Consider the following 24,837-nt stretch of genomic DNA (forward strand, 5'->3'; position numbering starts at 1 on the left):
GTGGGAGCGAGCCTGCTCGCGATGGCGGTGGTTCAGCTTGCATCCATGTCGAATGTACCGCCGCCTTCGCGGACAAGCCCGGCTCCCACAGGGGCCCTGTGTCGTACGCAAGTAATGCATCCACCGCCGATCCAATGTGGGAGCGAGCCTGCTCGCGATGGCGGTGGTAAAGTGCACGGCAATCGAATGTGAACCCACTTTGAGAGGCCCAGGGTGTCCAACCTCCATCTCTCGTCATCCGCAGCGATAACAGCATGATCGAAATCACTGAAGTTTCCATTGCCCAATTGCGCGCCGCGCTCGAGTCCGGACAGACCACAGCCGTGGAGCTGGTCCAGGCCTACCTCGCCAGGATCGAAGCCTACGATGGGCCGGACACGCCCACCGCCCTGAACGCGGTGGTGGTACGAAACCCGGAGGCGTTGAACGAAGCGCGGGCGTCCGATGCCCGCCGGGCCCAAGGCAAGACCCTGGGTCCGCTCGACGGCATCCCCTACACCGCCAAGGACAGTTACCTGGTGAAAGGCCTCACCGCCGCTTCGGGAAGCCCGGCCTTCAAGGACCTGATTGCCTACCGCGATGCCTTCACCATCGAGCGGCTACGCGGTGCCGGGGCGATCTGCCTGGGCAAGACCAATATGCCGCCCATGGCCAACGGCGGCATGCAGCGCGGCGTCTACGGCCGCGCCGAGAGCCCGTACAACGGCGACTATCTCACCGCACCCTTTGCCTCCGGCTCTTCCAATGGCGCCGGCACGGCAACGGCGGCCAGTTTCGCCGCATTCGGCCTGGCCGAGGAAACCTGGTCCAGCGGCCGCGGCCCGGCCTCGAACAATGGCCTGTGCGCCTACACACCGTCACGTGGCGTGATTTCAGTGCGCGGCAACTGGCCGCTGACGCCAACGATGGACGTGGTGGTGCCTTATGCCCGGACCATGGCCGATCTGCTGGAAGTGCTGGACGTGGTGGTCGCGCAGGACCCGGACACCCGGGGCGACCTGTGGCGCCTGCAACCCTGGGTGCCCATCCCGAGCGTTGATGCCGTGCGACCCGCCTCCTACCCCGCGCTCGCCGCCTCTTCCGAGGCCCTGGCAGGCATCCGCTTCGGCGTCCCGCGCATGTACATCAACGCCGATCCCGACGCCGGCACGGCCGAATCCCCTGGCATCGGTGGTCCGACCGGGCAACGCATCATCACCCGGCCGTCGGTGATCGCCCTTTGGGAAGAAGCCCGCAAGGCCCTCGAAGCCTGCGGCGCCGAAGTGATCGAAGTGGATTTCCCGCTGGTGTCCAATTGCGAGGGCGACCGCCCCGGCGCACCGACGGTATTTACCCGTGGCCTGGTTTCCAAGGAATTCCTCCACCACGAACTGTGGGACCTGTCAGCCTGGGCGTTCGATGATTTCCTGCGGGCCAACGGCGATCCGAAACTCAACCGCCTGGCCGACGTGAACGGCCCGCTGATCTTCCCCCACGACCCGGGCACCCTGCCCAATCGCGAGGACGATCTGGCCGCCGGCATGGACGAATACGTGAAAATGGCCGAGCGCGGCATCACGCCGTGGGACCAGATCCCGACGTTACCGGACGGCCTGCGGGGGCTGGAAAAGACCCGTCAGATCGACCTGGAAGACTGGATGAAACGGCTTGGACTCGATGCGGTGATCTTTCCCACCGTCGCCGACGTCGGGCCGGCGGACGCCGACGTCAACCCAGTCTCCGCGGATATCGCCTGGAGCAACGGCGTCTGGGTCGCCAACGGCAACCTCGCCATCCGCCACCTGGGGGTGCCTACCGTCACCGTGCCGATGGGCGTCATGGCGGACATCGGTATGCCTGTCGGGCTGACGTTTGCCGGTCGCGCCTATGACGACTCGAACCTGCTGCGCCTGGCCTCGGCGTTCGAAGCGACCGGGTCGAAGCGCCGGGTACCGCCGCGTACGCCACCCTTGTCGACTCGCTGAAGCTATAGGGTGGTGGAGCTTGACCCACCACCCTACTGGTCCGACGCCGGGTAAGTCAGCTTGAGGCCGTGCGCCTTGGCGGCGGGGTTCAATATCGCCTTGCTCGATTTATCCTTGTCCATGATGTGGATGACCTCGACGTCACGCAGCAACAGATAATCGGCGATGATCCTGCGGTGGCAGCGCCACCAGACCGCTTCCGCGCACATGATGACGCACCGCTGGGTTTCACCGAGCGCCAGCAGCCGGTTCAGACCGGCCTCGAACTCATCCGAGAGCGCATAGTCGGCGTAGTTGTGAAAACTGCGATTGGTCCAGAATCCGTTGGTTTCTTCGGGGACGGTGCTCGACTTCTTTCGCAGCCCGCCCAACTCCACGATCTGCTCATGGTTGATCCCAAGCCGGGCCAATTCTCCAGGCAAGCTATCCAGGTTGTACTGGGGATTCGTCCGCGATCGCGGAACCGTTCGCACGTCGACCACAGTGTCGATACCGAAGCTTGCGATGGTGTCCACGAACTGTTCGAGGGTCCTGGTCGAATGACCTATCGTATAAACATTGTTCATGACCAAGCCCCTCGAAACTGCACGGTCAATGGCTGCCGGATTCGGCGCTTACGCCATATTTCTCCAACAACTTCAGCGTGACACCATTGGTCCAGCCGAAGCCATCCTGCAGCTCATATTCGCCCCCGCCGCCGCCCTGCCCCGCGCCGGACACGTCGTATTTCTCCACCAGTTTGTCCTCGTCGCGATAGAGGCTCTGCACCTGCTGCAAAAAGCGTGTACCAATCTGCTCCGCCAGCGCGGCTTGCCCATAACGGCTCAAGCCTTCCACCGCCACCCATTGCAGCGGTGCCCAGCCATTGGGCTCATCCCACTGCTGGCCGTTGCTGACCTGGGTCGTCGCAATCCCCCCCGGACGCAGCAAGCCTGAACGTACCGCATCGGCAGTACGACCTGCGCGCTCGGCCGAGGCCAGACCGGTGTATAGCGGAAACAACGTCGCAGCAGTCAGGTTGGGGCGTTGCTGCTTCAGCTGCCAATCGTAGTCCACGTAGTAACCGCCATCGGCCTTCCACATATGTTGTTCGATGGCACGCTGGCGCTGGTCGGCGCGCTGGCCATAGTTCTGGACGCAAGGCAGGTTCCGGACGGTCTCGCAACCTTTGGCGATGGTGCGTTCCAGGTGATACATCAGGCTGTTCAGGTCCACCGGCACGATGGAGGTGGTCCGTATCGTCGTCAGGTCCTTGCTGTCGCCCAGCCAGCGGGAGCTGAAATCCCAGCCACTTTCTGCCCCAGCACGCAGGTCACGCCAGACCTCCTGCTTCGGCCTGTCCGTCTGCCCGGCGGTCTTGACGTCTTGCAACCACGACTCCTGCCGCGGTGTCGGGCTGGCATCCCAGTAGCGATTGAGCACACTGCCATCCGCCAGCTTGACCACATGCTGGGTCGCCGCGCCGGGCTTGAGTGTCTGTGCGCCGGCCATCCAGTAGGCGTATTCCTTTTGCAGTTGTGGCAGGTATCGACTGTAGGCTTGGTCACCCTCGATGTGCGCCTGCAACTCCACCATGTAGGCAAAGAACGGCGGCTGCGACCGGCTCAAGTAGTACGTGCGGTTACCATTGGGGATATGGCCGTAGGTGTCGATCATGTAGGCGAAGTTGTCGACCATCTGCCGCACCTGGGCCTTGTCGCCGCTTTGCTCCAGGCCGAGCATGGTGAAATAGGAGTCCCAGTAATACATCTCGCGAAAACGCCCGCCCGGCACCACATAAGGCTGGGGCAAGGGCAGCAGGCTGCTGTGTCGAGGCACTTCCCTATAGGTACGGCTCAGCACCGGCCAGAGATTGTCGATGTGCTCCCGGATCGGCGCACCGGGTTTCGGCGCCGGGCTTTCGGCTTCACCGGATTCGGTGAAATTATCCTTCACAAAGGCCTTGAGATCGAAGCCGGCGGCGTCACGGCGAGCCAGGTAATCGGCACGGATCTGCGCCGGGTCGCGGTTGGGCAGCGCGTCGACGAAGTGTTTCTGGTCGGTAAACAGCTGGCCGCGCTGCACCGCTTCGAACAGCTCCGGGTAGGCTTGGTCAGGCGGTGAGTTCGCCCGGCCCCGGGCATCGGCGTAGCTCCATGTTGCCGGCGGTTGACTGGAACAGGCCGTGCAAAGCACGACGGCGAAGGACAGGCTGGTGAAATGCAAAGGTCGCATCAGTGGACTCCCTGTTGTCGTTCCTGGACAAACGAGTGACAGGAGGGAGTGACCCTGGGTTCATTTAAATCGCGGGTTCGACGGCGTTTGTCATTCGCGCTGCACCGTCAAGCCCAAGCTCACGAAGCATTCGCCAGCATGGTCTGGTTGCGCCCCTTGGCCTTGGCCAGGTAGAGCGCCTGATCGGCTTGCTTGAGCAGGTCTTGCGCCGTCACCTCCTCCATGAGCACCATGACCGCCAGGCCAATGCTCACCGTCACGAAGCCGAACGGCGACCTGGCATGGGGCAGCGCCAGGGCTTCCACGGCCTCGCCCAGGGTCTTGGCATGCTGCAGCGCACTGTCGGCGTTGGGCGTCGTGGTGATGAGGACAAACTCCTCGCCCCCATAGCGCGCCACCAGGTCGCCGGCCCGTTGGGCATGGGCTTTGAGCGCATTGGCGATGCTTCGCAGGCAATCATCGCCAGCCTGATGTCCATAATGGTCGTTATAGCTCTTGAACAGGTCGACATCGATCAACATCAGCGACAACAGCGTTCCCGTGCGCACCGAGCGCCGCCACTCGTTGACCAGGATCTCATCGAAGTGCCGACGGTTGGCGATTCCCGTCAAGCCGTCAGTGGTGCTCAGCACAACCAGTTGCCGATTGGCTTCCTCAAGCGCCGCAGTCCGGTCCTTGACCTTGAGCTCCAATTGCTCATGGGCATCCTGGATCCGATCCGCCATCGAGGCAAAGTCCCGGGCCAGTTCGCCAATTTCGTCGGCGGAGCGGATCGGCAGCCTGTCGCGGCTCAGGCGTTCCCGGGACAAACCCAGCGAGCGTGTTGCCTGCATCAGGCGAAACAGCGGGATGGCTACCTGCTTCTGCAGAATGGAGCGCAGGATGAAGATCTCCACCAGCAGGGTCAGCAGTCCAAGGGCAACCACGATCAACAGGTTGTTGAGAATCGCCGGCACCATCTGCGCCCGGGGAAAGTGCACTGCAAGTGCCCAGGGCGTACCCGGAACCAGGCCCATCGCGACAATGTCGTCGCGTGTCTGCACCACCATGGCCTGACCGGGCGCCAGTTTGGGCACGGTCTCCAGAAGCGGGTAGTCGCCGTCCAGCCCGAGGGACCGGATGGAGGCCTTGCCCTCGCTGGTTTTGACCTGGTCCATCTTGCCTGGATAGTAGATCAGCGTGCCGTCGCCATCGGCGATGAACATGGTGCTGTACGCGCCATCCACGAAGGGTTTGGCCGTGCGTTTCATGAGCTCGTCGAGTAGTACATCGACACAGGCCAGGATCTGATGCTTCCCGGAGGTGTCGGCCACGTCGGGCGTGGCCACGGTGGTCATCCAGGCGTTGTTCGATGCATCCCAATACATCCGGGTGAACAGCGTTTCGCTGGCTTGACTCGCAAAGCCACGCGCATAGAATTCATAGGTTTCCAGCTTCAGGGCATCCGGCCCGGAATAGGTAAAGACCTTGGCGATATCGGCCTGCTGGTAGATGGGAAAGCCTTTCTCAGGCACTACGCCATAAAAATTGAACAGCCGCCCCTGGACGCTGGAGCCATATTTGTACGAGAGGATATACGACAGGGCAAACCGGGCCTTGATGTCATCGTCGGGTGGAAAATCGGGCGCGTAGGTGGCTGACATTCCGGCAAACCGACGGCCATCCGGCAGGGGTTCGCCTTCGAACAGCATCGGTCGCTGGGTGTAGGAGCCGTCCTCATGCCGGTAGAAGATCCGGTCGAAGTCCTGCACCAGTGCAGCCCGGCTTCCCGGATTATCCAGGCGGCTCCTGAACTCGTTGAGGAAATTGCGCTGCAGGTCCTTTATTTCGTTGAACGGCAGGGATTCGCGCTGCAAAGTCTGCTCGGTGGAGAGCAGCAACTGCGTGGTAATCGCTTTTTCCAGCGAGGACAGGTTCACATAATAGGAAATCGCACCGGCACACAACGAAACCAGGCCGATCCGCAGGACCGCCAGACGCAGCGCACGGGTTGTGAGTGAGTGTTTGCCGGAGCTCTGCCCTGGGTCTTGTTGCGCCATCTCTTGCTCTCCGATCAAACATCTCGCCAGCGCCAATGCGCATATGGGCTATATCGGCTCAGCCGCCAAGGGCTGGAGTTGTCCCGGGCGAATTTCACGTAAGCCAATCGGGAGAATCCCTACAATCCCACGCAAACGAACGGCGGCGACGGGTGACACTCAAGCCCAGATCGATCCAGCCGATAAGCATCGAGAAGAGGGCTCTTTGGCCCTACCGTGTCCTGCCGGTTTCATAGGGTAATTGTCGATGGTCCTGTCGCTTGACCGTTTGCTGGTGTTTGGCGTTCTGATGCTCATGGCTGCAAGCGGATTCTCGCCGAAGGCCGCGGCAGAGCCTGCGCTGCGCATCGTTACGGAAGAACTGCCACCCTACAACATGACCCAGGACGGACGGATGACCGGCATGAGCACCGAGGTCGTCCAGGCCGTGCTCAATGAAATCAAGGTGCAGGCATCGATCCAGTCCATGCCTTGGGCACGGGCCTACGAATTGGCGCTCAATGACAGCAACGTGCTGATCTACTCCATCGCCCGTACCCCTGAGCGCGAATCGCTGTTCCAGTGGGTAGGCGCCATTGCCCCAACCCGCTGGTACCTGTATTCGCTGGCCGACCGGCCAGTGAAACTCGACTCGCTGGAGGATGCCCGCGGTCACCAGATCGCCACGGTCAACCAGGACGTGGGCGAGCAGTACCTGATCTCGAAGGGTTTCCGTATCGGCGAAGAATTGCAGTCGAGCACCAAATACGAACACAACTATCGCAAGCTCAAGGTCGACCATGTGGAGATGTGGATTTCCAATGAGCTCAATGCGCAGTACCTGGTTCGCCAGAACGGCGAAAACCCGGCCACGATGCTGGTACGTTCGCTGCCGATTCCCGATTTGAGCAGCGATGCAGGCCTGAGCATGGCGTTCAGCCGCAAGACGCCGGTCGAGACCGTAGAGAAGTTCCGCGCCGGCCTGGAAGCCATCCGCCGCAATGGCGTCTATGACGCCATCCTGCACAAATGGCTGTGAGATGGCGCGAAACTCCGAGACTCCCTCAACCCAGCCACAAGTCAAGGCGTTCAGCTCCCTGGGGCGTCGCCTGGTACTCGCGACACTGTTGTTCTGTCTTCTTTTTACCCTGGCCATGGTCACGCTGCGTACTTGGCTCGCCTGGGAAAACAACCTGGCGGAAATGAAATCGGAACTGGTCCTGATCGACCAGGTGTTCCAGAACACCTTGTCCCACGCCATCTGGGAGCTGGACCGTGAATCCCTGGGCAAGCAACTCTCCAGCGTTGCCAAGGCCGCGCCGGTGGGCCGCGTGGTGCTCAAGATCCTGCGGCCCGGTCAATCGCCCGAGATCATCGAACTCAATCGATACGCCGTCGTCATGTCCGGCCCGGCGCCCGTGCTGCAACATGAACTCGTCGCGCAACCCTACGAAGGCGCCAACGAAAAGGTCGGTGAGCTGACCATCGAAGGCGATAACAACCTGCTCTGGGAACGACTCTGGAGCGAGGCACGCAGCATCGTTATCGCCCAGGTGATCCAATCGCTGCTGCTGGCCGGGTTGATCATGACCGTGTTCAATCGCCTGGTGACCGTGCATGTCATCCACATTGCCCGACACCTGGGCCAACTCACGCCACAGACCCTCAGGCAATATTTCAAGCTGCAGCGTTCGGTACGGCGCCAGGACGAACTGAGCCTGCTCGAATCCCAGCTCAACGAACTGCAGGACAACCTCCACACACACCTGGAACGCCAGCGTCAGGATGAACTGGCCATGGAGGCCAGCCGCGACCAACTGGCCGAGCTGGTCGAGGCGCGTACCGCGGAACTCAAGGCAGCCAACCAGGCACTCGAAGCCCTGTCACGTCACGATCCGTTGACCGGACTGCCCAACCGTCGTTACTTCGATGAACTGAAGGAAATCGAATTTCGCCGTGCACTTCGCCACAAGACCCCGTTGTCGGTGCTCATGTGCGATGTCGATTTCTTCAAGCTCTACAACGACACCTATGGCCATATCCAGGGAGACCTATGCCTGCAGCAGATCGCCGAAACCCTTCGCGGTGTCTTCGGCCGCTCCGGCGAGCTGACCGCCCGGGTGGGTGGCGAGGAGTTCGTCGTGATGCTGCCCAATGTAGACGCAAAGCAGGCCTACGACGCTGCCCAACGGATCCGTGCCAGCCTGGCCAAGCGCGAATTGCCCCATAGCGCCTCCGCGGTTTCCCCCTTTGTCACCCTCAGCATCGGCGTCGCCGAGCTGGACCCGCAAACCATGGATCACTTCGACCTGTTGCTACAACGTGCCGACCAGGCGTTGTATCGGGCCAAACATCAAGGACGTAATTGCGTTGCCTTCTAAACCAGTGAGGCCTGTATGCACTATCGCCTGACGCTCTGCTTATGTTTGTTCGTGGCTTTGTCCAGCCTGCACAGTCACGCCGAAGGAATCGAAGTCGTCACCGAAGACTCGCTGTACGCGTACCTGCGCGACGGCAAGCTCGTCGGACCGGGCACCCGCGTCGTCGAAAAGACGCTGAATAAAGCCGGGCTGACCGACCACCATATCCTGCTGTACCCCTGGGCCCGAGCTTACGACAAGGCCCTGCACGAGCCGAACGTGCTGATCTACCCCATGGACCGCACCGTGCTGCGCGAGCCGTTGTTCAAGTGGGTGGGCGAGCTGGAACGGGTGACCATCAAGCTCTACAAGCTGCGCGAACGCAACGACATCACCCTGGCCAACCTCGAGGATGCCAAGCGCTATACGGTAGGCGTAGTGCGTAACGACTCCAAGCAGTTGCTCATGCAACAGCAGGGGTTTACCCGGCTGGTGGTATCGGCGGATCGTCGCGATAACTTCCAGAAACTGCTCAACCGCCAGGTCCAGCTCCTGCCGATGCCGGAGAACGCGGCACGGATCATCTGCGACGAAGAGCACGTGGCGTTCGCCGACCTGGAGGAGGTCTACGCCTTCGATGAGCGGCCCGCCAGGGTCTACATGGCGTTCAGCCTGAGCACGCCGGATGAAATCGTCGCCCGGGCGCAGCATGCTTTCGAGCAGTTGGAAGCGTCAGGGGAAGTGGCGCGGATCATGCGGGACGAGCGCTAAACGCCAGGCGACGCAAGCCCTGTGGGAGCGAGCCCGCTCGCGATGACGTCAGCCCATCCGGCAGCGAGGCCGGCAGGCCAGCTGCTTTCGCGAACAGGCTCGCCCACAGATGCTAGCCCACCGACATATTCCCTGTGAGGTTCTGCTGCATGAAATCCAGGAACCTGCGCTGGAACAACATCGTGTGCTCGTGAGCCGCCTGCTCGGCGGCATCAGCGTCCCTGGCAGCAATCGCCTCGACGATTTCCATATGGTCACGGCCGATCCGGGTACTGCTGGCAGAGCGGATGATGTAGTCGAACTGCAGATGCAGCAGGCGCTGGCCTTCACCCAACAGCTTTTCGTAGTAGTCGGTCAGGTAAGGATTCTTGCCGGCCCGCGCGATATCCATGTGCAGTGTCTTGTTCAGCTCCGTCATCGCCTGGAAATCGCCCTCGGCAATGGCGTTCATGTAGGCCTCTTCCGTGGCTCTGATCAGTTGGACGTCTTCATCGGTACGCTGGATCGCGGCGAGACGGCTCACTGCGCGCTGGATCAGGTCCAGAGCCGAGACGTAGTTGGGAAATTCCTCGATCTCGAACGGTGTCACCAACGTGGTGCGGTTCGGCAGGATGGTGACCAGCCCCTCACTGACCAGGCGAGCCAGGGCATCGCGCACAGGAGAACGGGACAGGCCGAACTGGGCCGCCAGGGACACTTCATCCAGGGGAGCGCCGGGCTTGAGCTTGAGGGTGAGGATCTGCTTGCGCAACTCCTCGTAGATGTATCGCCCACCGTGTCGACGGCCGCTGCTTTCCGGCTCTGTATTTTCGCTGCTCATCGGCTTCTCTCAGTCTGCTACCCAGCGTGCAATCAAACGCCTGGGACTCAAGTGGGCAAGAGTAACGCAGCCTGCCCGGCAGTGACCATTGAATCCTCGTCCAGGCGCACTGCCCTGCCCCCAGGCGCCGCCCTCACCTTTTCAACTCAACGAATGGAAATGCCCTGGGTCAGGTTCTGCCGCATGAAATCCAGGAACCGGTCGCGAAACAGCAGCGTATGCTCCTGCGACGCCACCTCCGCGGCATCCGCCTGTCCCAGTGCGATAGCTTCGATAATACGGTCATGATCATGATCGGGGCTGGTCAGGGTCTGGGAGCTGACGATGAAGTCGAAGTGCAGGTGCAACAGACGCTGGCCCTCCCCCAGCAAGCGCTCGTAGTAGCGGGTCAGATAGGGGTTATGACCGGCCCTGGCGATTTCCATATGAAATGCCTTGTTGGTCTCGGACATCTGCTGGAAGCTGCCGTTGGCCAGCGCCTGCACGTATACGCTGTTGGACAGGCGGATGCGTTCCAGATCACTTTCACTGCGATTGAGCGCGGCCAGGCGCGTCACTGCACGCTGGGTCAGGTCCAGGGCGGTGATGTATTTGGGGAACTCCTCTATCTCGAAAGGCGTTACCAGGGTCGTGCGATTGGGCAGGATGGTGACCAGTCCTTCGCTGATCAAGCGCGCCAGGGCATCGCGAACCGGTGAGCGGGACACACCGAAGTGCCCCGCCAGGGACACTTCGTCCAGTTGCGAACCCGGTTTGAGTTGCAGCGTCAGGATCTGCTTGCGCAGCTCTTCATAGACATGACGACCACCATGACGCCGCGCTTTATCGGCTGTTGTTGTTTTTATGCTCACGATGCCCACTGCATTGGTTTTCTGTTTAAAAGGCCGGACCCCAAGTGTCGCTGAGCATGAAACCGGCCGCCAACGGATCATCCGGATCCACACCCAATTGCTGAATGCCATATACCCAGGCCCGCCCGGTCACCCGTGGCAGTACCGCCGGCCGGCCGCCGACATCGGTGTGGCCGAGTAACTCGACCTGGAACTCGCCGTCGATGGTCGAGCGCGAGGTCAACCGGTCGCCGACTTCCACCAGGCCACGGGCAGCCAGGGTGGCGAGGTTCGCCGAACTGCCGGTGCCGCAGGGCGAGCGATCTACGCGCCCGGGCGGCAAGGTGGTGCAAGTCTGGTAGGTGCTGGCGTCCAGGCGATTGCGGAACATCACATAGGCCACGTCGTTGACCGTCTCGAACAGCGGATGACGAACGCTGACCTGGCGGTTGATCACCTCCTTGAGCGCGACACCGGCATTGGCCAATTCGCGGGCATTCTCAGGAGCGATAGCCAGGCCAACCTGATCGACATCGATCAACGCGTAGTAGACGCCGCCAAACGCGATGTCGGCCTTGAGGGTGCCGAAGACTTCGGTCTCGATGGCGACGTCCAAGTGCTCGACAAAAGCCGGAACCATGTCCAGCGACACGCTAAGGCAACGGCCGTCTTCACAGCACGCCCTGGCAGTGACCAGTCCCGCCGGGGTGTCGAGCACCACGGTGGTTTCCGGTTCCTGCATCGGCACCATGCCCAGCTCCAGCAGCGCAGTGACCACGCAGATGCAGTTGCTGCCCGACATCGGATGGGCCTTGTCGGCCTGCAACACGATGAAGCCGGCCTGGGCTTCCGGTCGTGTGGGCGGCAGCAGCAAATTGACCGACATCTGCAGGCAGCCGCGGGGCTCCAGCACCACCAGTCGACGCAGGCTGTCGTCCACTTCGTTGATGTAGTTCATTTTGTCCAGCATGGTTTCGCCGGGGATGCCGACCACCCCGCCGGTGATGACCTTGCCGATTTCGCCTTCGCAATGGACATCCACCAGTTGCAGCGTTTTCTTCCAGCGCATGACGGCCTCCTTATTTGATGTACCAGCCCCAGGGCTGCTCGCTGTCGAAGCGGGTGATCTGCTTGGTTTCCAGGTAGTTGTTCAACCCCCACTCCCCCAGCTCGCGACCGATGCCACTCTGTTTGTAGCCGCCCCACGGCGCTTCGGTGAAGGTCGGTTGCGAGCAGTTGATCCAGACGATCCCGGCGCGCAATTTGCGGGCGACCCGTTCGGCACGCTCAAGGTCTCTGGACATCACTGCTGCCGCCAGGCCGAAGCGCGAGTCGTTGGCCGAACGCAGGGCCTCCTGTTCATTGTCGAACGGCCGCACGCAAACCACAGGGCCGAAGACTTCCTCGGTCCAGATCCAACTGTCCTCGGCGACATCGGCAAAGACTGTCGGTTGCAAGTAGAAGCCCTTGTCGAACCCGGCCGGGCGCTCACCGCCACAGACCAGCCGTGCGCCCTCTTCCTTGCCCCGGGAAATCGCCGCGCGGACCTTGTCGTACTGGCCCTGGCTGACCAGTGGGCCCAGCAGCACGCCGTCCTGCAAACCATTACCGATGACGATTCGCGCGGCCTCGGCCTTGAGGCGATGCAGCAAAGGCTCATAGAGATCGCGCTGTACCAGGACACGCGAGGTCGCCGAACAGACCTGGCCCTGGTTCCAGAAGATACCGAACATGATCCATTCGACAGCGGCTTCCAGATCACTGTCATCGAAGATGATGAACGGCGACTTGCCCCCCAGTTCCAGGCTGATGTTCTTGATGTCCCGTGCCGCCGCCTGCATGATCCGGCTGCCGGTGGGCACGCTGCCGGTGAAGGCCAGCTTGTCGATACCGGGATGCTCGGCCAGCGGCGCGCCGGCGTCCGGGCCCAGGCCCGGCACGATATTAAGCACGCCTGCCGGCAGCCCGGCCTGATCGGCGATACGCGCCAGCTCCAGAGCCGTAAGCGGAGTCAGTTCCGAAGGTTTGAGCACCATGCAGCACCCGGCCGCCAGGGCCGGGGCGACTTTCCAGGCGGCCATCAACATCGGGAAATTCCACGGGATGATGGCTCCCGCCACGCCGATGGCTTCCTTGCGCGCCACGCTGCTGAAACGATCGTCCGCCAGTGGCACCGGTTGCTCGGCATGGCCGTCGAGGTCTTCGGCCAGATCGGCATAGAAATCGAAGCAGCCGGCGGTGTCGCCGATATCCCACAGGGCTTCCGGCAACGGCTTGCCATTGTCACGCACTTCCAGCTCGGCCAGTTCCTGTTGGCGGTCGCGGATACCCTGGGCAATGCGCCGCAACACCACGGCACGCTGGGCCCCGCTGGTTTGAGACCAGGGACCGGCGTCGAAAGCCTGCCGTGCGGCCCTGACGGCCAGGTCGATGTCCTCGGCGGTGGCTGCGGCCACTTCGGCAATCAGGGCCTCGCTGCTGGGGTCGAAGGTCTGGAAAGTGCCCTTGCGAACCGGGGTGACCCACTGGCCATTGATGTACAGCTGGTTGTACGCGTTCATGCATGTCCTCCAATCAGGGCGAAGCGCTTGGCGCTGAAGGGCTTCAGGTTTTGTGCGGTGGGCCTGCCTGCGGTCATGTCAGCGATCAACCGGCCGGTGGTCGCCCCCAGGGTCAGGCCAAGCTGGCCGTGACCGAACGCCATGTAGACGTTGGTGAGGCGCTCGGAACGGTCGATGATCGGTTTGGTGTCTGGCAGGAAGGGGCGATACCCGACGCCGTATTGCAGGTTGTCGGTATTGAGTTGCGGCAGCACGCGGCGGGCCTTCTCCAGGATGATGTCGGCACGCTTGAAGTTGGGCTCGGCGCCGGCGGCGGCGAACTCGATGGTGCCGCCGATCTGCAGTCCTCGGGTCATGGGGCTGAAGCAGAAACCGCCATCGGCGTAGATCACCGAGTGACGGAACTCCACTTCAGGTTGCGGCAACACCACCTGATAACCGGCGATGCCTGCCAGGGGCACGCTGACGCCCAACTGGCTGAAGAACGCCCGGGAACCGGTGCCTGCGGCGACCACGACATGCTGCGCGGCAATTCGTGCGCCGTCGGCCAGGGTCACGCCGGTGGCGCGATCATCCACGCTGTCGATGCGCTTGACGAGTTCACGAACCCGAGCGCCGCCTTGCTCGATAAAGCTCTGGGTCAAGGCGGCGATAAAACCTTCGGTATCGCTGACGGCGCGCCAATCGGGAAACAGCAGGCCGTGCTTGAATTTTCCGGCCAGGCTGGGCTCCAGGTCGGCAATCTCGTCCGCGCCCAATTCCTCGGACTGGAAGCCCAAGGCTTTTCTCAATTCCAGATGGGGACGCTCATGGGCGACGCCATCCGCCGAGTCGAACACCTCGATGATCGGACGCTGGCCGAGCAGGGTCTTGTCTGGGCAAGCCTCCAGCAGCGGCGCATAGTCTTCATAGACATGTTCGGTCAGGGTTGCCATCTCGCCGGCGATCTCGACGATCCTGGCGTGCCGGGCGCAGGCCAGAAAACGCAGAAACCAGGGCAGGATCCCCGGCAAGGCACTGGGACGCAGGGCCAGAGGCCCCTTCTGGTCCATCAGCCAGCCAGGGATCTTTTTAAGAATCCCGGGTTTGGACAACGGGATGACTTCGCTGACCGCCATCTGGCCGCAGCTCCATTTCGCGGTGCTGTCCCCGGGAGCGGCAGGGTCCACGAGGATCACCCGGTGCCCCTCGCGTTGCAGGTAGAGAGCACAACAGACCCCGACGATGCCACCGCCGATGACGACTGTCTGTTGTTGAGTGGATGTTTGTGGAGAATTCATAGAGTGCTCTCTTGATGCAACTGTCGTTAAGTCTTTGTCGCCGTTGAGCGAAATAAAGTCGTGCCGCAATTTGTGGTGAGGGGATTCATCCCCGCTGGGCTGCGTAGCGGCCCCAAAACGGGCTTCCGCGGTGCGTCAGGTTGACTGAGACCAGCCTCAATGGGGCTGCTACGCAGCCCAGCGGGGATAAATCCCCTCGCCACAAGAGCGGAGCACAACCCTACCTCCTTTGACTGCCGCGCCAGTCCGGAGTCATCTCAACCCTGAGCCGCTTCAAACACCCGACGGAACTCGGCCTTTTCAGCGTCGGTCAGCGGCAGCAGCGGTGCACGGGCATTGCCGGCCTGGAAGCCTGCCAGCTCGGTGCCGTACTTGACCTTCTGCACGAACTTACCGCTTTCCAGGTTGGACATGATCGGGAACAGATTGCGCATGACATTCTGCGCACCGGCCAGGTCACCCGCCGTGAACTTCTGGTAGAAATCGACGACTTTCTCCGGGAAAACGTTGGCCGGACCACAGATCCAGCTGGTCGCGCCCCAGATGAAGAAGTCCAGCGCCTGGTCATCGGAGCCACAGGACAACTGGATCTTGCCCTTGTAGTTCTCACCGATCTCGATACCGCGCAGCAGGTTGCCGCTGCTTTCCTTGATACCGACCACACGCGGGTGATCCTTGAGCGCCTGCATCACATCGAAACCGACCTCGACGTTGGTGCGCACCGGGTAGTTGTACAGCACGACGTTGATCTGCGGGAACGCTTCGAGGATCGCGTTGTAGTGGCTGAGCAGCTCTTCCTGGGACGGCAGCGCGTAGTACGGCGGAGCGATCAGCAGATTGTTATAGCCGGCGTCCACCGTCTGCTTGACCTGCTCCAGTACTTCACGGGTGCAGGAGCCGTTGGCACCGGCAATCAGGGTGCCGCGGTCACCGACCACTTCCTTGACGGTCGTCAGGATCTGGCGACGTTCGTCGTTGGTCAGTGCGTAGTATTCACCGGTGGAGCCCAACGGCACGAAGCCATGGACACCCGCTTTCAACTGGTGCTCGATGATGTCGGCGAGCATCGTATGGTCGACCGCACCGGATTTGTCGAAAGGGGTCACGAGCGCAGGCAGAATGCCTTTGAGTTCAAGCATGGGAGTTCTCCTGAAAGAGAGTGGGTTTAGTAGGCATAACGCCGGAGCATGCGGGCCTCGACCACGCCGACCAGACGCGTCAGTGGGAAGGCCACGAGGAAATAGATGACCGCGACGGCCGAGAGGAACTCGACCGGCCGGGCCGTGCTGTTGGAAATGTTCTGGCCGACGAACATCAGGTCCGCTACCCCGACCGAAGAGATCAGTGCACTTTCCTTGAACAGGCTGACCACGTTCGATAGCAACGGCGGGACCGCACGCAACAGGGCCTGGGGGAAAATCACGTAGACCACCTTCACCCGCGGGGTCAGGCCCAGGGCGGTACAGGCGTCATGCTGCTCGCCAGCGATGGACTTGAGCGCGCCGCGGAAGGTCTCGCAGGTGATCGCCGCCATGTACAGGGTCAGGGAGATCAGCACCGAGACGTAAGGGGGAATATCCAGGCCAAACACCACCGGCAGGCAGAAGAAGATCCAGAACAGCTGGATCAGCAACGGCGTGCCCCGGAAGAACTCCACGAACAACGTTGTGGGCACGGTCAGCAAGCGGATGCGGCTATTGCGCAGCAGGCTGAGGAAGAAGCCGCCCAGGCTGCCGATGATCGCGCAACTGACGGTAAAGACCAGCGTCAGCGCCAATCCCTTGAGCAGCACGTGCCAGTAGGAAAGAACGATGGAAAAATCGAGCGTCATGATGTTTTCCTCAACGTGCCGTCGCAGCGTCCTGCCGGCGCTCGACGTATTGCACCAGTTGGGCAATCGGCAGCGACAGGACGAAGTAGATCAAGGCGATCAGGGTGTAGGTTTCCAGCGGCCGATAAGCCTCGGTGGCCAGGCTCTTGCCCACATACATCAAGTCCGAGACCGCGACGATGGCGACCAGGGCGCTCTGTTGCAGGGTACCGATGCCGTTGGTCATCAATACCGGCAGCGCGTTGCGCAGGGCCTGGGGCAATACCACGTAGAACGTCCGGTGAAACGGCCGCAGGCCCAGGGCTACGCAAGCATCCAGATGCTCGCGTGGCACCGCCTGGACCCCGGCCCGATAGGCTTCGGCATTGAACGCGGTGAGATTCAGACCCAACGCCAGGAAGCCCATGGCAACCGGGTCGATGAACACGTTGAACAGCATCGGCACGCAATAGAAAAACCAGACGATCTGCAGCAGCGCCGGCGTGCAACGGAAAAACTCGATAAACAGTTGCGCGGGCCAGCGGATGAAGAACCAGCGGCTCATCGCCAACAGGCACAGGCCGAAGCCGCACACAACGCCGATGAGGTTGGAGACCAGCGCCAGTTCCAGGGTTACTTTCAATCCTTCCCACAAGGCGCCGAAACTGCCATTGAGGAAATGAAAGTCGAATTGATAGTTCATGGCGTCGGCCCTCAGTCCAGGTGCAGGACTTTTTCCAGGAATTCGCGGGTACGGGCTTCTTTGGGCTGGGTGAAAATCTGCTCCGGCGGCCCCTGCTCCACCACCTTGCCGTTGGCACAGAACACCACCCGGGTCGCGATGTGACGGGCGAAATGCATGTCGTGGGTGACGATGATCATCGCCATCTTCTGTTCCGCCAGCTGCAGCATCACGTTCTGCACTTCGATGACCATTTCTGGATCGAGGGCCGAGGTGACCTCATCGAACAGCATCAGCTTGGGTTCGAGCATCAGTGCACGGGCGATCGCCACGCGCTGTTTCTGCCCCCCGGATAATTGACTCGGATAAGCGTTGAGTTTGTTTTCCAGGCCAAGGCGCGCGAGATAGGCACGGGCCTTCTCGGTGGCCTGGGCCTTGGACAGGCCATGGACCTTCATCGGCGCCAGGGTCAGGTTGCTCAATACCGACAAATGCGGGAACAGGGTGTAGTGCTGGAAGACCATGCCGATCTGGGTGTGCAGCGCCGCGTCCAGCGGCTTGCCTTGACGCTTGCTGCCGCAAATGTACGGCTTGCCCTGGAAATCGATGCTGCCGCCCTGGATCCCCTCCAACCCCATCAACACCCGCAACAGCGAACTCTTGCCGCTGCCGCTCGGGCCGATAATCACTAACCTGTCGTCGGCACGCATGTTCAGGTTGAGGTTGTCCATCACCACAAGCTGCTCGCCGTAGGACTTGCAGACACCGCGCAGTTGGATGAAGTCGCCGACAGCAGCCATGTTGCTGGCGTGCGCCGGCTGTGGCTGGGCAGCCACCAGTTGGGGAGTGTTCATGGAAAAGCCTCCAGGAGAGCCGCCACGCTGGGCAGCCCTCGGATTTGAGCAGGATTACTGAACTTTATTGGCGGCGTTGACTTGTGCGGAGGCCTTGTCGACCAGTGCATCGATCTCGCCCGCTTCACGACGCTGACTCAGGTAGATGTTCAGCACCTGAAGGTCGGCGGGTGAAACGTCGCGACGAATAGCGAAGGAAACCCCTTGCTTGGCAATGGCTGGCTTGGGCATGACTTCCTTGGACCAATCGGGGTTGGCCAAGGCGAACAGGTGGTTGGTATCGCTGGCGTCGGCCAACACATCGGCGCGCTTGGACATCAGGGCCAGGCGGGTTTCATCCGAACCCGGCAGGCGCACGATGGTTGCCTGCTTGATCAGCGCCGAAACCGCCTTGTCCGCAGCGCTGCCGGACATCACGGCGATGGTCACGCCGGCCTTGTCGTAGTCGGCAATCGCGGTGCCGGCACCGGTCAGCTTGGGGTTGTCCTTGTTGACCAGCAGCGAGATCTGGTAGTCGGTGGCCGGCACGGTAAAGGCCACCGCCAAGGCACGTTCCGGGGTCTGGTTCAGGGCCATGGACAAGTCCCACTTGCCACTCTGCAGCCCTGCCACCTGGTTGTCCCAGACAGTATCGACAAACTCGACCTTGACCTTCAGCACCTTCTCGCCGAAATCCCGGCACAGGTCCACGAAATAACCACTGTATTGAGACGTCGCGGCATCGCGCATCACGTAGGGCGCCGCCACCGCCGCGCCACAACGCAGCACCCCGGCTTTTTGCACATCTTTCCAGACCTGGGATTCAGCGGCCTGGGCAGGCGCCAGGGCGAGCATGGCGCCAAGAGCCGTGGCACCGAGGATCGCATTGCGAATGGAGCGAGGAAGGAACCGAGTCATTTTTGAATCTCTCCGTAACGTTGTTGTTTTAGGCAGGGAGTTTCATTGCATGCTTTTTTGTGTCTCTCATTGTGCGCATTGCTGCATACAGATTAGGACTGACGGAAAGAGAGTGTCAACAGGCCCGAGAAAACTTTTCCGGAACGACGAGCGACGCGGTGAGCCGTCGGTTGGACGGCCCACTAGAAAATATGGGGGGGGTAGACAGAGGGAGGCAGGTTCAGCGGGACTGCTGGAGAGCGTCCAGAAAGCGTTCGAGAATGAGGTGCTGGCGCCGCCCCTTGCGAGTGGCGATGGCCAGCTTGGCTTCGAAAAACAGCCGATCCGGACTCAGGGCCGCCATCAGTCCTTTCTCCACCCAGTTCGCAGCATAATGATCGGGCAGGAAACCGATGTAGCTACCGGTCAGTATGAGAAAGGCAATGCCCTCGCGGTCGGTCGCGGAGGCGGCAAAGTTGAGCAACTGATGCAAGCCGATGGCTTCAGCGGTCATCCGATAGCTGGGCACCACGGCGTCGGCGGTGGCGAGCTCTTCGTTACTGATGGTGCCAGCCCGCTGGAAGAACGGATGCTCGACACTGCAGTAGAGATTGGAGCGTTCTTCGTAAAGCACGCTGTAGTCCAGGCCCGAGAGCGGTGTGATCAGCGGCACGGCTCCCACGTGCAGACGCCCGTCGAGCAGCCCCCGCTCGATCTCCCCCGGCGTGCTCATGCTCAGGTTGACCCGCACCCCCGCACCTTCGGCACGCATGGCCTTGAGCGCCCGGGTGATGCGCATCCTGGGTTGGGTGACGAGATTATTGACGATGCCGATATTCAGGTCGCCGCGTAGCTGCTGATGCATCTGGTTGACTTCACTGCGGAAGCCTTCGATCGCGACCAGCACCGTCTCCCCGGCGCGCAATACTTCACGCCCTTCATCCGTCAGGGCAAAGCCGGCACGTCCCCGCTGGCACAGACGCATGCCCAAGCGCTTCTCCAGATCGCTCATGTGCAGGCTGATGGCCGAGCGACTGATACCCAAGGTGCCTTCCGCACCTGCAAAACTCCCGCACTCCACGACCGTTTTGAAAACCCGCAACAGGCGCAAGTCAAAATCACTGACCTGATTGAGGGGAGGCTTTTTCGGCATTGGTGAGTTTTCCAATATGTGAGTTAAAGTAATTATAGATTTAACTCATCTATCGAAGCGGCACAATCCAAGAGGAGCAACGCAGATACCAGTCTCCCTCTCCCGTTGGCTTCATCGAGTCGAGCAGCAAATGCACTGATTTTTCAGAAGGTCTACAGTATTTCGCCGACACAGGTCTGATACGCTAGCCGGCTCGCACGCAACGCCATCCCATAACAACGACTAAGGAGAGTTGACGGACATGATTGTGGGCATTGACCTGGGCACCACCCATAGCCTGATCGCGGCATGGCGCGATGGCGCTGCACAGCTGGTACCCAATGCGCTCGGCGAATGGCTGACGCCCAGCGTGGTAGGCCTGGATGATGAAGGTCGGATGATGGTCGGCCGCGCGGCGCTGGAACGCTTGCAAACCCACCCACAAGTCACCACCTCGCTGTTCAAGCGCTACATGGGCAGTGCCCGCCTCACCACACTCGGCAACCGCCAGTTCCGTGCCGAGGAGCTGTCGGCGATGGTCCTGCGCAGTCTGCGCGAAGATGCCGAACGGCACTTCGGCGAGCCGGTCGAGGAAGCCGTCATCAGTGTCCCGGCCTATTTCAACGATGCCCAGCGCAAAGCCACGCGCATCGCCGGTGAGCTGGCCGGGTTCAAGGTCGAACGACTCATCAACGAGCCCACCGCCGCCGCCCTCGCCTACGGACTGCACCAGCGCGACAACGCCAGCACGTTCCTGGTGTTCGACCTCGGCGGCGGCACCTTCGACGTGTCCATCCTGGAGCTGTTCGAAGGGGTGATGGAGGTGCGGGCCAGTGCCGGTGACAACTACCTTGGCGGGGAAGATTTCGACACCTTGCTCCTCCAGGCTTTCGTCGCCGCCCAGGCCGGCTCTGCCGCAGGCCCGGTGCCCCTGGACGACGCGCAGTTGTTCGGCCGCCTGCGCCGTGAAGCCGAACGCGTGCGCAAAGTCCTGGGGCATGAGCCGAGCGCCACGTTCTCGGCGCGCCAGGGCGAACGCGAATGGCGCCATGAATACACCCAGGCGGCAATGGCCGAACTCTACGCCCCGCTGCTGACCCGACTTCGAGCCCCCATCGAGACAGCGCTGCGCGATGCACGTATCCGCGCCAGCGAACTGGACGAAGTCATATTGGTGGGAGGCACCACCCGCATGCCGCTGGTTCGCAAGCTAACGGCCAGCCTGTTCGGACGTTTCCCCTCGATCCAGCTCAACCCCGACGAAGCCGTGGCATTGGGCGCCGCCGTGCAGGCGGGGCTGAAAAGCCGCGATGCAGCACTCGAAGAAGTGGTGCTCACGGATGTCTGCCCGTATTCGATGGGGATCGAGATTTCCGTCGAGTACGGCAACAAACTCGAAACCGGGCACTACCTGCCGATCATCGAACGCAACTGCGTGGTGCCGGTGAGCAAGGTCAAGCGCGTGGTGACCTTGCGTGACCAGCAGAAGGTGGTTCTGCTGAAGGTCTATCAGGGCGAAAGCCGCCAGGTCAGCGAAAACATTCTCCTCGGTGAACTGGAAATAGCCGTGCCGCCCATGCCGGCGGGCGAAGTGAGCATCGACGTGCGCTTCACTTATGACACCAACGGCCTGCTGGAAGCCGATGCACTGACCGTCCAGACCGGGGAACGGCGCAATCTGGTGATCGCCAACAACGCCGGCGTGCTTGGCGAAGAAGAGATCGCCCAACGCCTCAAGGCCCTGGAGTCGTTGAAGGTCCATCCCCGCGACGAACAGCCGAACACCTTGTTGATCGCCCGGCTTGAACGCCTTTACCAGGAAAGCCGCGGCGAACTGCGTCATCGGGTCGACGACCTGGCCACGCGTTTCGCGCAAATGCTCGACACTCAGGAACTGCACGATATCCGTGCCCTGCGCATGCAGATCTCCGAGCAGCTCGAAGCACTGGAGCAGGATGTCTGGCGATGAGCTGTTGGGAAATATTGGGGCTGCCGGAGGATGCCGACAAGCGCAGCGTCAAGCGTCAGTATGCCAGCCTGCTCAAACGCTATCGGCCCGATGAAGACCCCGAGGGCTTCCAGCGGCTGCGAGAGGCTTATGAACAGGCGTTGGAGTGGAGTGAATGGCGGCAGGAGGAAGTGGTCGTCGAACCGCCGTCCGCGCCCATTGACTTACCCCTTGCGCAGTCGCTGTCCCAGCCGCAGGCATCACAAGGCCCCTCCCCAGCCCAGCGCCTGGCTGCGCAATGCCTGGAAGCGATCACCGCGACCAACCTCGCGGATCGCCTGGCCCAGGCTCGCCTTTACGGATGCGCACGGGAATTCGAACACGGCCTGCTGCAGCATTGCCTGATCGACGAAGACCACTACGCGCTCGCCGAGGCCGCCATTGGACATTTGCACTGGCTGACACCCTGGCAACACGAGGACCTGCCTCGTGCAGCGCTCGAACAGCTGCGCGGCAAGCTCATGGAATTGGCCGAGGTCCGCCTGAATGCAGCTTGCGCCGACACCGCACGCTTCCTCGAACTGGCCCGGGAACTGGCTGCCAGCCCATGGCTGCAAGGGCTGGATGCGCGCCAGTGGTTGAACCAGAGCCTGGCCATCGCGCTCTTGCAAGCACCGGTCTGGTCGGAACAACTGTTCGACGCCATTTGTGCGCAGCAGGGCTGGAAGCAGACCGGCCACCATAGCCCCTGCCCCGAGCCGTGGTGGAGTCAACTCCTGGCTCGCAGCCATTGCCACACGTTTCTCCAACAGCAGGAGCGTCTCACTGGGCTTTTCGACAGCAGCGAGTCTCAAGCAGCGCGCATGCTGTTCGGAGCTGCCGACGAAGACGCCCGGATACGCTTGAGCCTGACCTTCAGCGATGCCGATTGGAAGGCTTGCGAAGCGTTATATCGCACCGTCGAACTTCGCTATGCACAATTGCTGTATCAGATGCCGCAACTGGCACCGGACAACTGGCGACCGCTGCGTCGGCGACCACCGGTCCTGGCCGTGCCGCTGGCGATCCTCAGCACATCCGCCTGTATGAGCTGGTTCCTGGAATATCGCCTGGGTGGCTCGTTCTATACCAGTGTGGTCGACATGCTCCTTCGCGCGATGCTGCTCGGCGTCGTCGCCTGGGGACTCAACGCAGCCTGCAAACCGCTGAGCCGTATCGCCTGGCGCCTGGACCAAAAGCTTCATGCGCGCTTCGGCCAGTGGCTGAGCCTGCGACGTCCCGCCCCGCTGCCGATCCGCGAGAGCCTCTGGGTCGGATTGCTGGGTGGGGTCATCTACCTGGCCGGAGGCATGCTCGGCGCAGTCACTTACTTCAGCAGTCTCGCCATATTGGCGCTCCTGAGTGGAAAAGCGTTCTCCGAACGTCGCGCGTCCCTTCTGTCCCGGGTCTATGAGCGGGTGCCTGGGGACATCCTGATCGGGCTCCTTCTCGGCATCCTTGTTCCCCTGCTTCTGCTGGGCAGTGTTCTGGCCGGTAACGCATCCCTCGCCGCGAATGAAGGCCTGCAGGCCTGGCCGCAGCGAACCTGCGCCGCCCGCCAGCTCACGGCCTCCCCCTGCCCATCCCAGTTGTCCGCCAACCAGTGGCACGTGCCCAACGCCACCAAGGCAGGCCAGCCATGATCAGCAGCCGAGCGTTCGCAACCGCCGTGCTCGCCTCGTTGGGCCTGAGTTGGTTGGTCCAACAGATAGACACGGCGAATATCGACTATGGGACCCGTTTGCGCTGGGAGGCAGTCCAGCAAATAAATACCTGCCTGGTGGACGGCGCCGACCTGCTGGAACAGCGCTACAGCGATTACCGCAACCTCGTTGCTCAATCCCAGGAAAAAAACGGGCCCTGGAAGGGTTTTGCCGGCTTCGGCATGGGCTCGGGCGATGTCATGCCTCCCCAGGGCGCGCAACCATCGCCATGCTATCGGTGGTTCGGCGGCGGCGAACCCGGTGGCCTGCAGTACCTGGCCAAAAACTACCTCGGGGCGTATGACAACCTGCGACCGAGCGCCGAGGCCGCTGAACGATGGCTTGCGACTCGGGTGCAAGACCGCCCCCCCTTCGACCCCATCGAGCGAGCCCTGAACCTGCGGCTGCAGGACGCGCGCGACCAGGCGATACCTGTGCGCCAAGCCCTGGAGCAGCCGCAGTTACTCATTCGCGAGGAGCAACTGGCATCCATCGAAGAACGCCTTGGACACGATCAGCATTGGTACACGCTGCGCTTCATGATCCGCGCCCGCCAGACCATCAATGCCCTCGACGCGATGGCCAACGGCGCGTCACTGACGCCGCAGCAGTTGTCCAGCCTGCAGCAATCCCTGGCAAGCAGCTGGTCGGACGCCGATGCCTTCGTAAAGGCACGGCCGCGCCTGCGTTCAGCCAATGACGGCCCGCCCGTCTGGAGCCAGATCAGTCTGTCGGGCGAGGAATGGCTGGCCGCCCTCAACCGCCTGCAACAACACTGGGCCTCCGCAGCCGATGCGGCAGAGCTGAACCAGGACCTGGCCGCCGCCCGGGCCGGTTACGACGAGTTGCTATCGCGGTACAACTTGGCGGTGGCGAAGCAGTATTGATTGACGGGTTTGGCGCTCCAGTGCGCAGCAGTCCTGTTTTCAGGGCTGCTGCGCATCCCTCGCCCGACAGTGCTCTCGCGACCTTGAG

21 protein-coding genes are annotated in these 24,837 nt (G+C 61.9%); 7 read left to right on the forward strand and 14 right to left on the reverse strand.

The genetic code is table 11. From position 1 onward, the window contains the following. The first annotated feature begins 254 nt into the window (after positions 1-254). Entirely contained in the window at positions 255-1,964 is a 1,710-nt protein-coding gene (locus N005_RS23140) for an amidase (protein WP_047703313.1), read from the forward strand. A 32-nt stretch (positions 1,965-1,996) separates the two neighbouring features. On the opposite strand, the gene N005_RS23145 is transcribed toward N005_RS23140, so the two are convergent. The 3 genes from N005_RS23145 to N005_RS23155 form a co-directional block, all read right to left on the reverse strand. Continuing rightward, positions 1,997-2,479, reverse strand: a complete 483-nt coding sequence (locus tag N005_RS23145; RefSeq protein WP_231983240.1) for a DUF488 domain-containing protein — start codon at positions 2,477-2,479, stop codon at positions 1,997-1,999. Positions 2,480-2,555: 76 nt separating this feature from the next. Beyond that, a complete protein-coding gene (gene treA, locus N005_RS23150; RefSeq protein ID WP_047703315.1) occupies positions 2,556-4,178 on the reverse strand; it encodes an alpha,alpha-trehalase TreA in 1,623 nt (540 codons plus the stop codon). Between the two features lie 119 nt (positions 4,179-4,297). Further along, entirely contained in the window at positions 4,298-6,217 is a 1,920-nt protein-coding gene (locus tag N005_RS23155; protein ID WP_047703316.1) for a sensor domain-containing diguanylate cyclase, read from the reverse strand. A gap of 247 nt (positions 6,218-6,464) precedes the next feature. Here N005_RS23155 and N005_RS23160 point away from each other — a divergent pair, with 247 nt between their 5' ends. From N005_RS23160 to N005_RS23170, 3 genes are read left to right on the forward strand one after another with little or no spacing between them, the layout of a single operon-like run. Then, on the forward strand, positions 6,465-7,235 hold the full coding sequence (locus N005_RS23160; protein WP_047703317.1) for a substrate-binding periplasmic protein: 771 nt from the start codon (positions 6,465-6,467) through the stop codon (positions 7,233-7,235). Position 7,236: 1 nt separating this feature from the next. Continuing rightward, positions 7,237-8,577 carry a GGDEF domain-containing protein gene (locus N005_RS23165; protein ID WP_047703318.1) on the forward strand — a complete coding sequence of 447 codons (1,341 nt, stop codon included), beginning with the start codon at positions 7,237-7,239 and terminating at the stop codon, positions 8,575-8,577. Between the two features lie 51 nt (positions 8,578-8,628). After that, entirely contained in the window at positions 8,629-9,327 is a 699-nt protein-coding gene (locus tag N005_RS23170; protein WP_342420218.1) for an ABC transporter substrate-binding protein, read from the forward strand. Positions 9,328-9,439: 112 nt separating this feature from the next. Here N005_RS23170 and N005_RS23175 read toward each other — a convergent pair whose 3' ends face one another. The 11 genes from N005_RS23175 to N005_RS23225 all read right to left on the reverse strand — a co-directional run bounded on the left by N005_RS23175 (position 9,440) and on the right by N005_RS23225 (position 20,193). Continuing rightward, a complete protein-coding gene (locus N005_RS23175) occupies positions 9,440-10,147 on the reverse strand; it encodes a GntR family transcriptional regulator (protein ID WP_052126455.1) in 708 nt (235 codons plus the stop codon). A 146-nt stretch (positions 10,148-10,293) separates the two neighbouring features. After that, complete coding sequence (locus tag N005_RS23180) at positions 10,294-10,998, reverse strand: GntR family transcriptional regulator (RefSeq protein ID WP_052126488.1); 705 nt, start codon at positions 10,996-10,998, stop codon at positions 10,294-10,296. 25 nt (positions 10,999-11,023) lie between these two features. Then, positions 11,024-12,046, reverse strand: coding sequence for a proline racemase family protein (locus N005_RS23185; protein ID WP_047703320.1), 1,023 nt, complete (start codon positions 12,044-12,046; stop codon positions 11,024-11,026). Positions 12,047-12,056: 10 nt separating this feature from the next. Then, positions 12,057-13,538, reverse strand: a complete 1,482-nt coding sequence (locus tag N005_RS23190) for an aldehyde dehydrogenase family protein (RefSeq protein ID WP_047703321.1) — start codon at positions 13,536-13,538, stop codon at positions 12,057-12,059. Continuing rightward, positions 13,535-14,818: an NAD(P)/FAD-dependent oxidoreductase gene (locus N005_RS23195; RefSeq protein WP_047703322.1), complete on the reverse strand. Its 1,284-nt coding sequence runs from the start codon at positions 14,816-14,818 to the stop codon at positions 13,535-13,537. Before N005_RS23195 ends, N005_RS23190 begins: the two co-directional genes overlap by 4 nt. Before the next feature lie 257 nt (positions 14,819-15,075). After that, entirely contained in the window at positions 15,076-15,957 is an 882-nt protein-coding gene (gene dapA / locus N005_RS23200; protein ID WP_047703323.1) for a 4-hydroxy-tetrahydrodipicolinate synthase, read from the reverse strand. A 26-nt stretch (positions 15,958-15,983) separates the two neighbouring features. Next, the gene (locus tag N005_RS23205) at positions 15,984-16,649 is read right to left on the reverse strand and encodes an amino acid ABC transporter permease (protein ID WP_047703324.1); all 666 of its coding nucleotides are present in this window, start codon (positions 16,647-16,649) and stop codon (positions 15,984-15,986) included. A 10-nt stretch (positions 16,650-16,659) separates the two neighbouring features. Next, the gene (locus tag N005_RS23210) at positions 16,660-17,331 is read right to left on the reverse strand and encodes an amino acid ABC transporter permease (RefSeq protein WP_047703325.1); all 672 of its coding nucleotides are present in this window, start codon (positions 17,329-17,331) and stop codon (positions 16,660-16,662) included. Between the two features lie 11 nt (positions 17,332-17,342). Further along, the gene (locus N005_RS23215) at positions 17,343-18,164 is read right to left on the reverse strand and encodes an amino acid ABC transporter ATP-binding protein (protein WP_047703326.1); all 822 of its coding nucleotides are present in this window, start codon (positions 18,162-18,164) and stop codon (positions 17,343-17,345) included. Positions 18,165-18,218: 54 nt separating this feature from the next. Continuing rightward, the gene (locus tag N005_RS23220; RefSeq protein WP_047703327.1) at positions 18,219-19,061 is read right to left on the reverse strand and encodes a substrate-binding periplasmic protein; all 843 of its coding nucleotides are present in this window, start codon (positions 19,059-19,061) and stop codon (positions 18,219-18,221) included. A 220-nt stretch (positions 19,062-19,281) separates the two neighbouring features. Then, positions 19,282-20,193, reverse strand: coding sequence for a LysR family transcriptional regulator (locus tag N005_RS23225; protein ID WP_047703328.1), 912 nt, complete (start codon positions 20,191-20,193; stop codon positions 19,282-19,284). Between the two features lie 241 nt (positions 20,194-20,434). Between N005_RS23225 and N005_RS23230 the strand changes: the two genes are divergently transcribed. Genes N005_RS23230 through N005_RS27850 form a run of 3 tightly spaced genes read left to right on the forward strand, consistent with a single transcriptional unit; the run spans position 20,435 to position 24,749 of the window. Further along, positions 20,435-22,141: a molecular chaperone HscC gene (locus tag N005_RS23230; RefSeq protein ID WP_047703329.1), complete on the forward strand. Its 1,707-nt coding sequence runs from the start codon at positions 20,435-20,437 to the stop codon at positions 22,139-22,141. Beyond that, positions 22,138-23,802 (forward strand): J domain-containing protein, encoded by a 1,665-nt coding sequence (locus tag N005_RS23235; RefSeq protein WP_047703330.1) that lies wholly within the window; start codon positions 22,138-22,140, stop codon positions 23,800-23,802. Before N005_RS23230 ends, N005_RS23235 begins: the two co-directional genes overlap by 4 nt. Then, on the forward strand, positions 23,799-24,749 hold the full coding sequence (locus N005_RS27850) for a DUF3829 domain-containing protein (protein WP_052126456.1): 951 nt from the start codon (positions 23,799-23,801) through the stop codon (positions 24,747-24,749). Before N005_RS23235 ends, N005_RS27850 begins: the two co-directional genes overlap by 4 nt. The last annotated feature ends 88 nt before the right edge of the window (positions 24,750-24,837 follow it).

Origin of the sequence: Pseudomonas mediterranea CFBP 5447, assembly GCF_000774145.1 — a bacterium.
GTDB classification, from domain to species: Bacteria; Pseudomonadota; Gammaproteobacteria; order Pseudomonadales; family Pseudomonadaceae; genus Aquipseudomonas; species Aquipseudomonas mediterranea.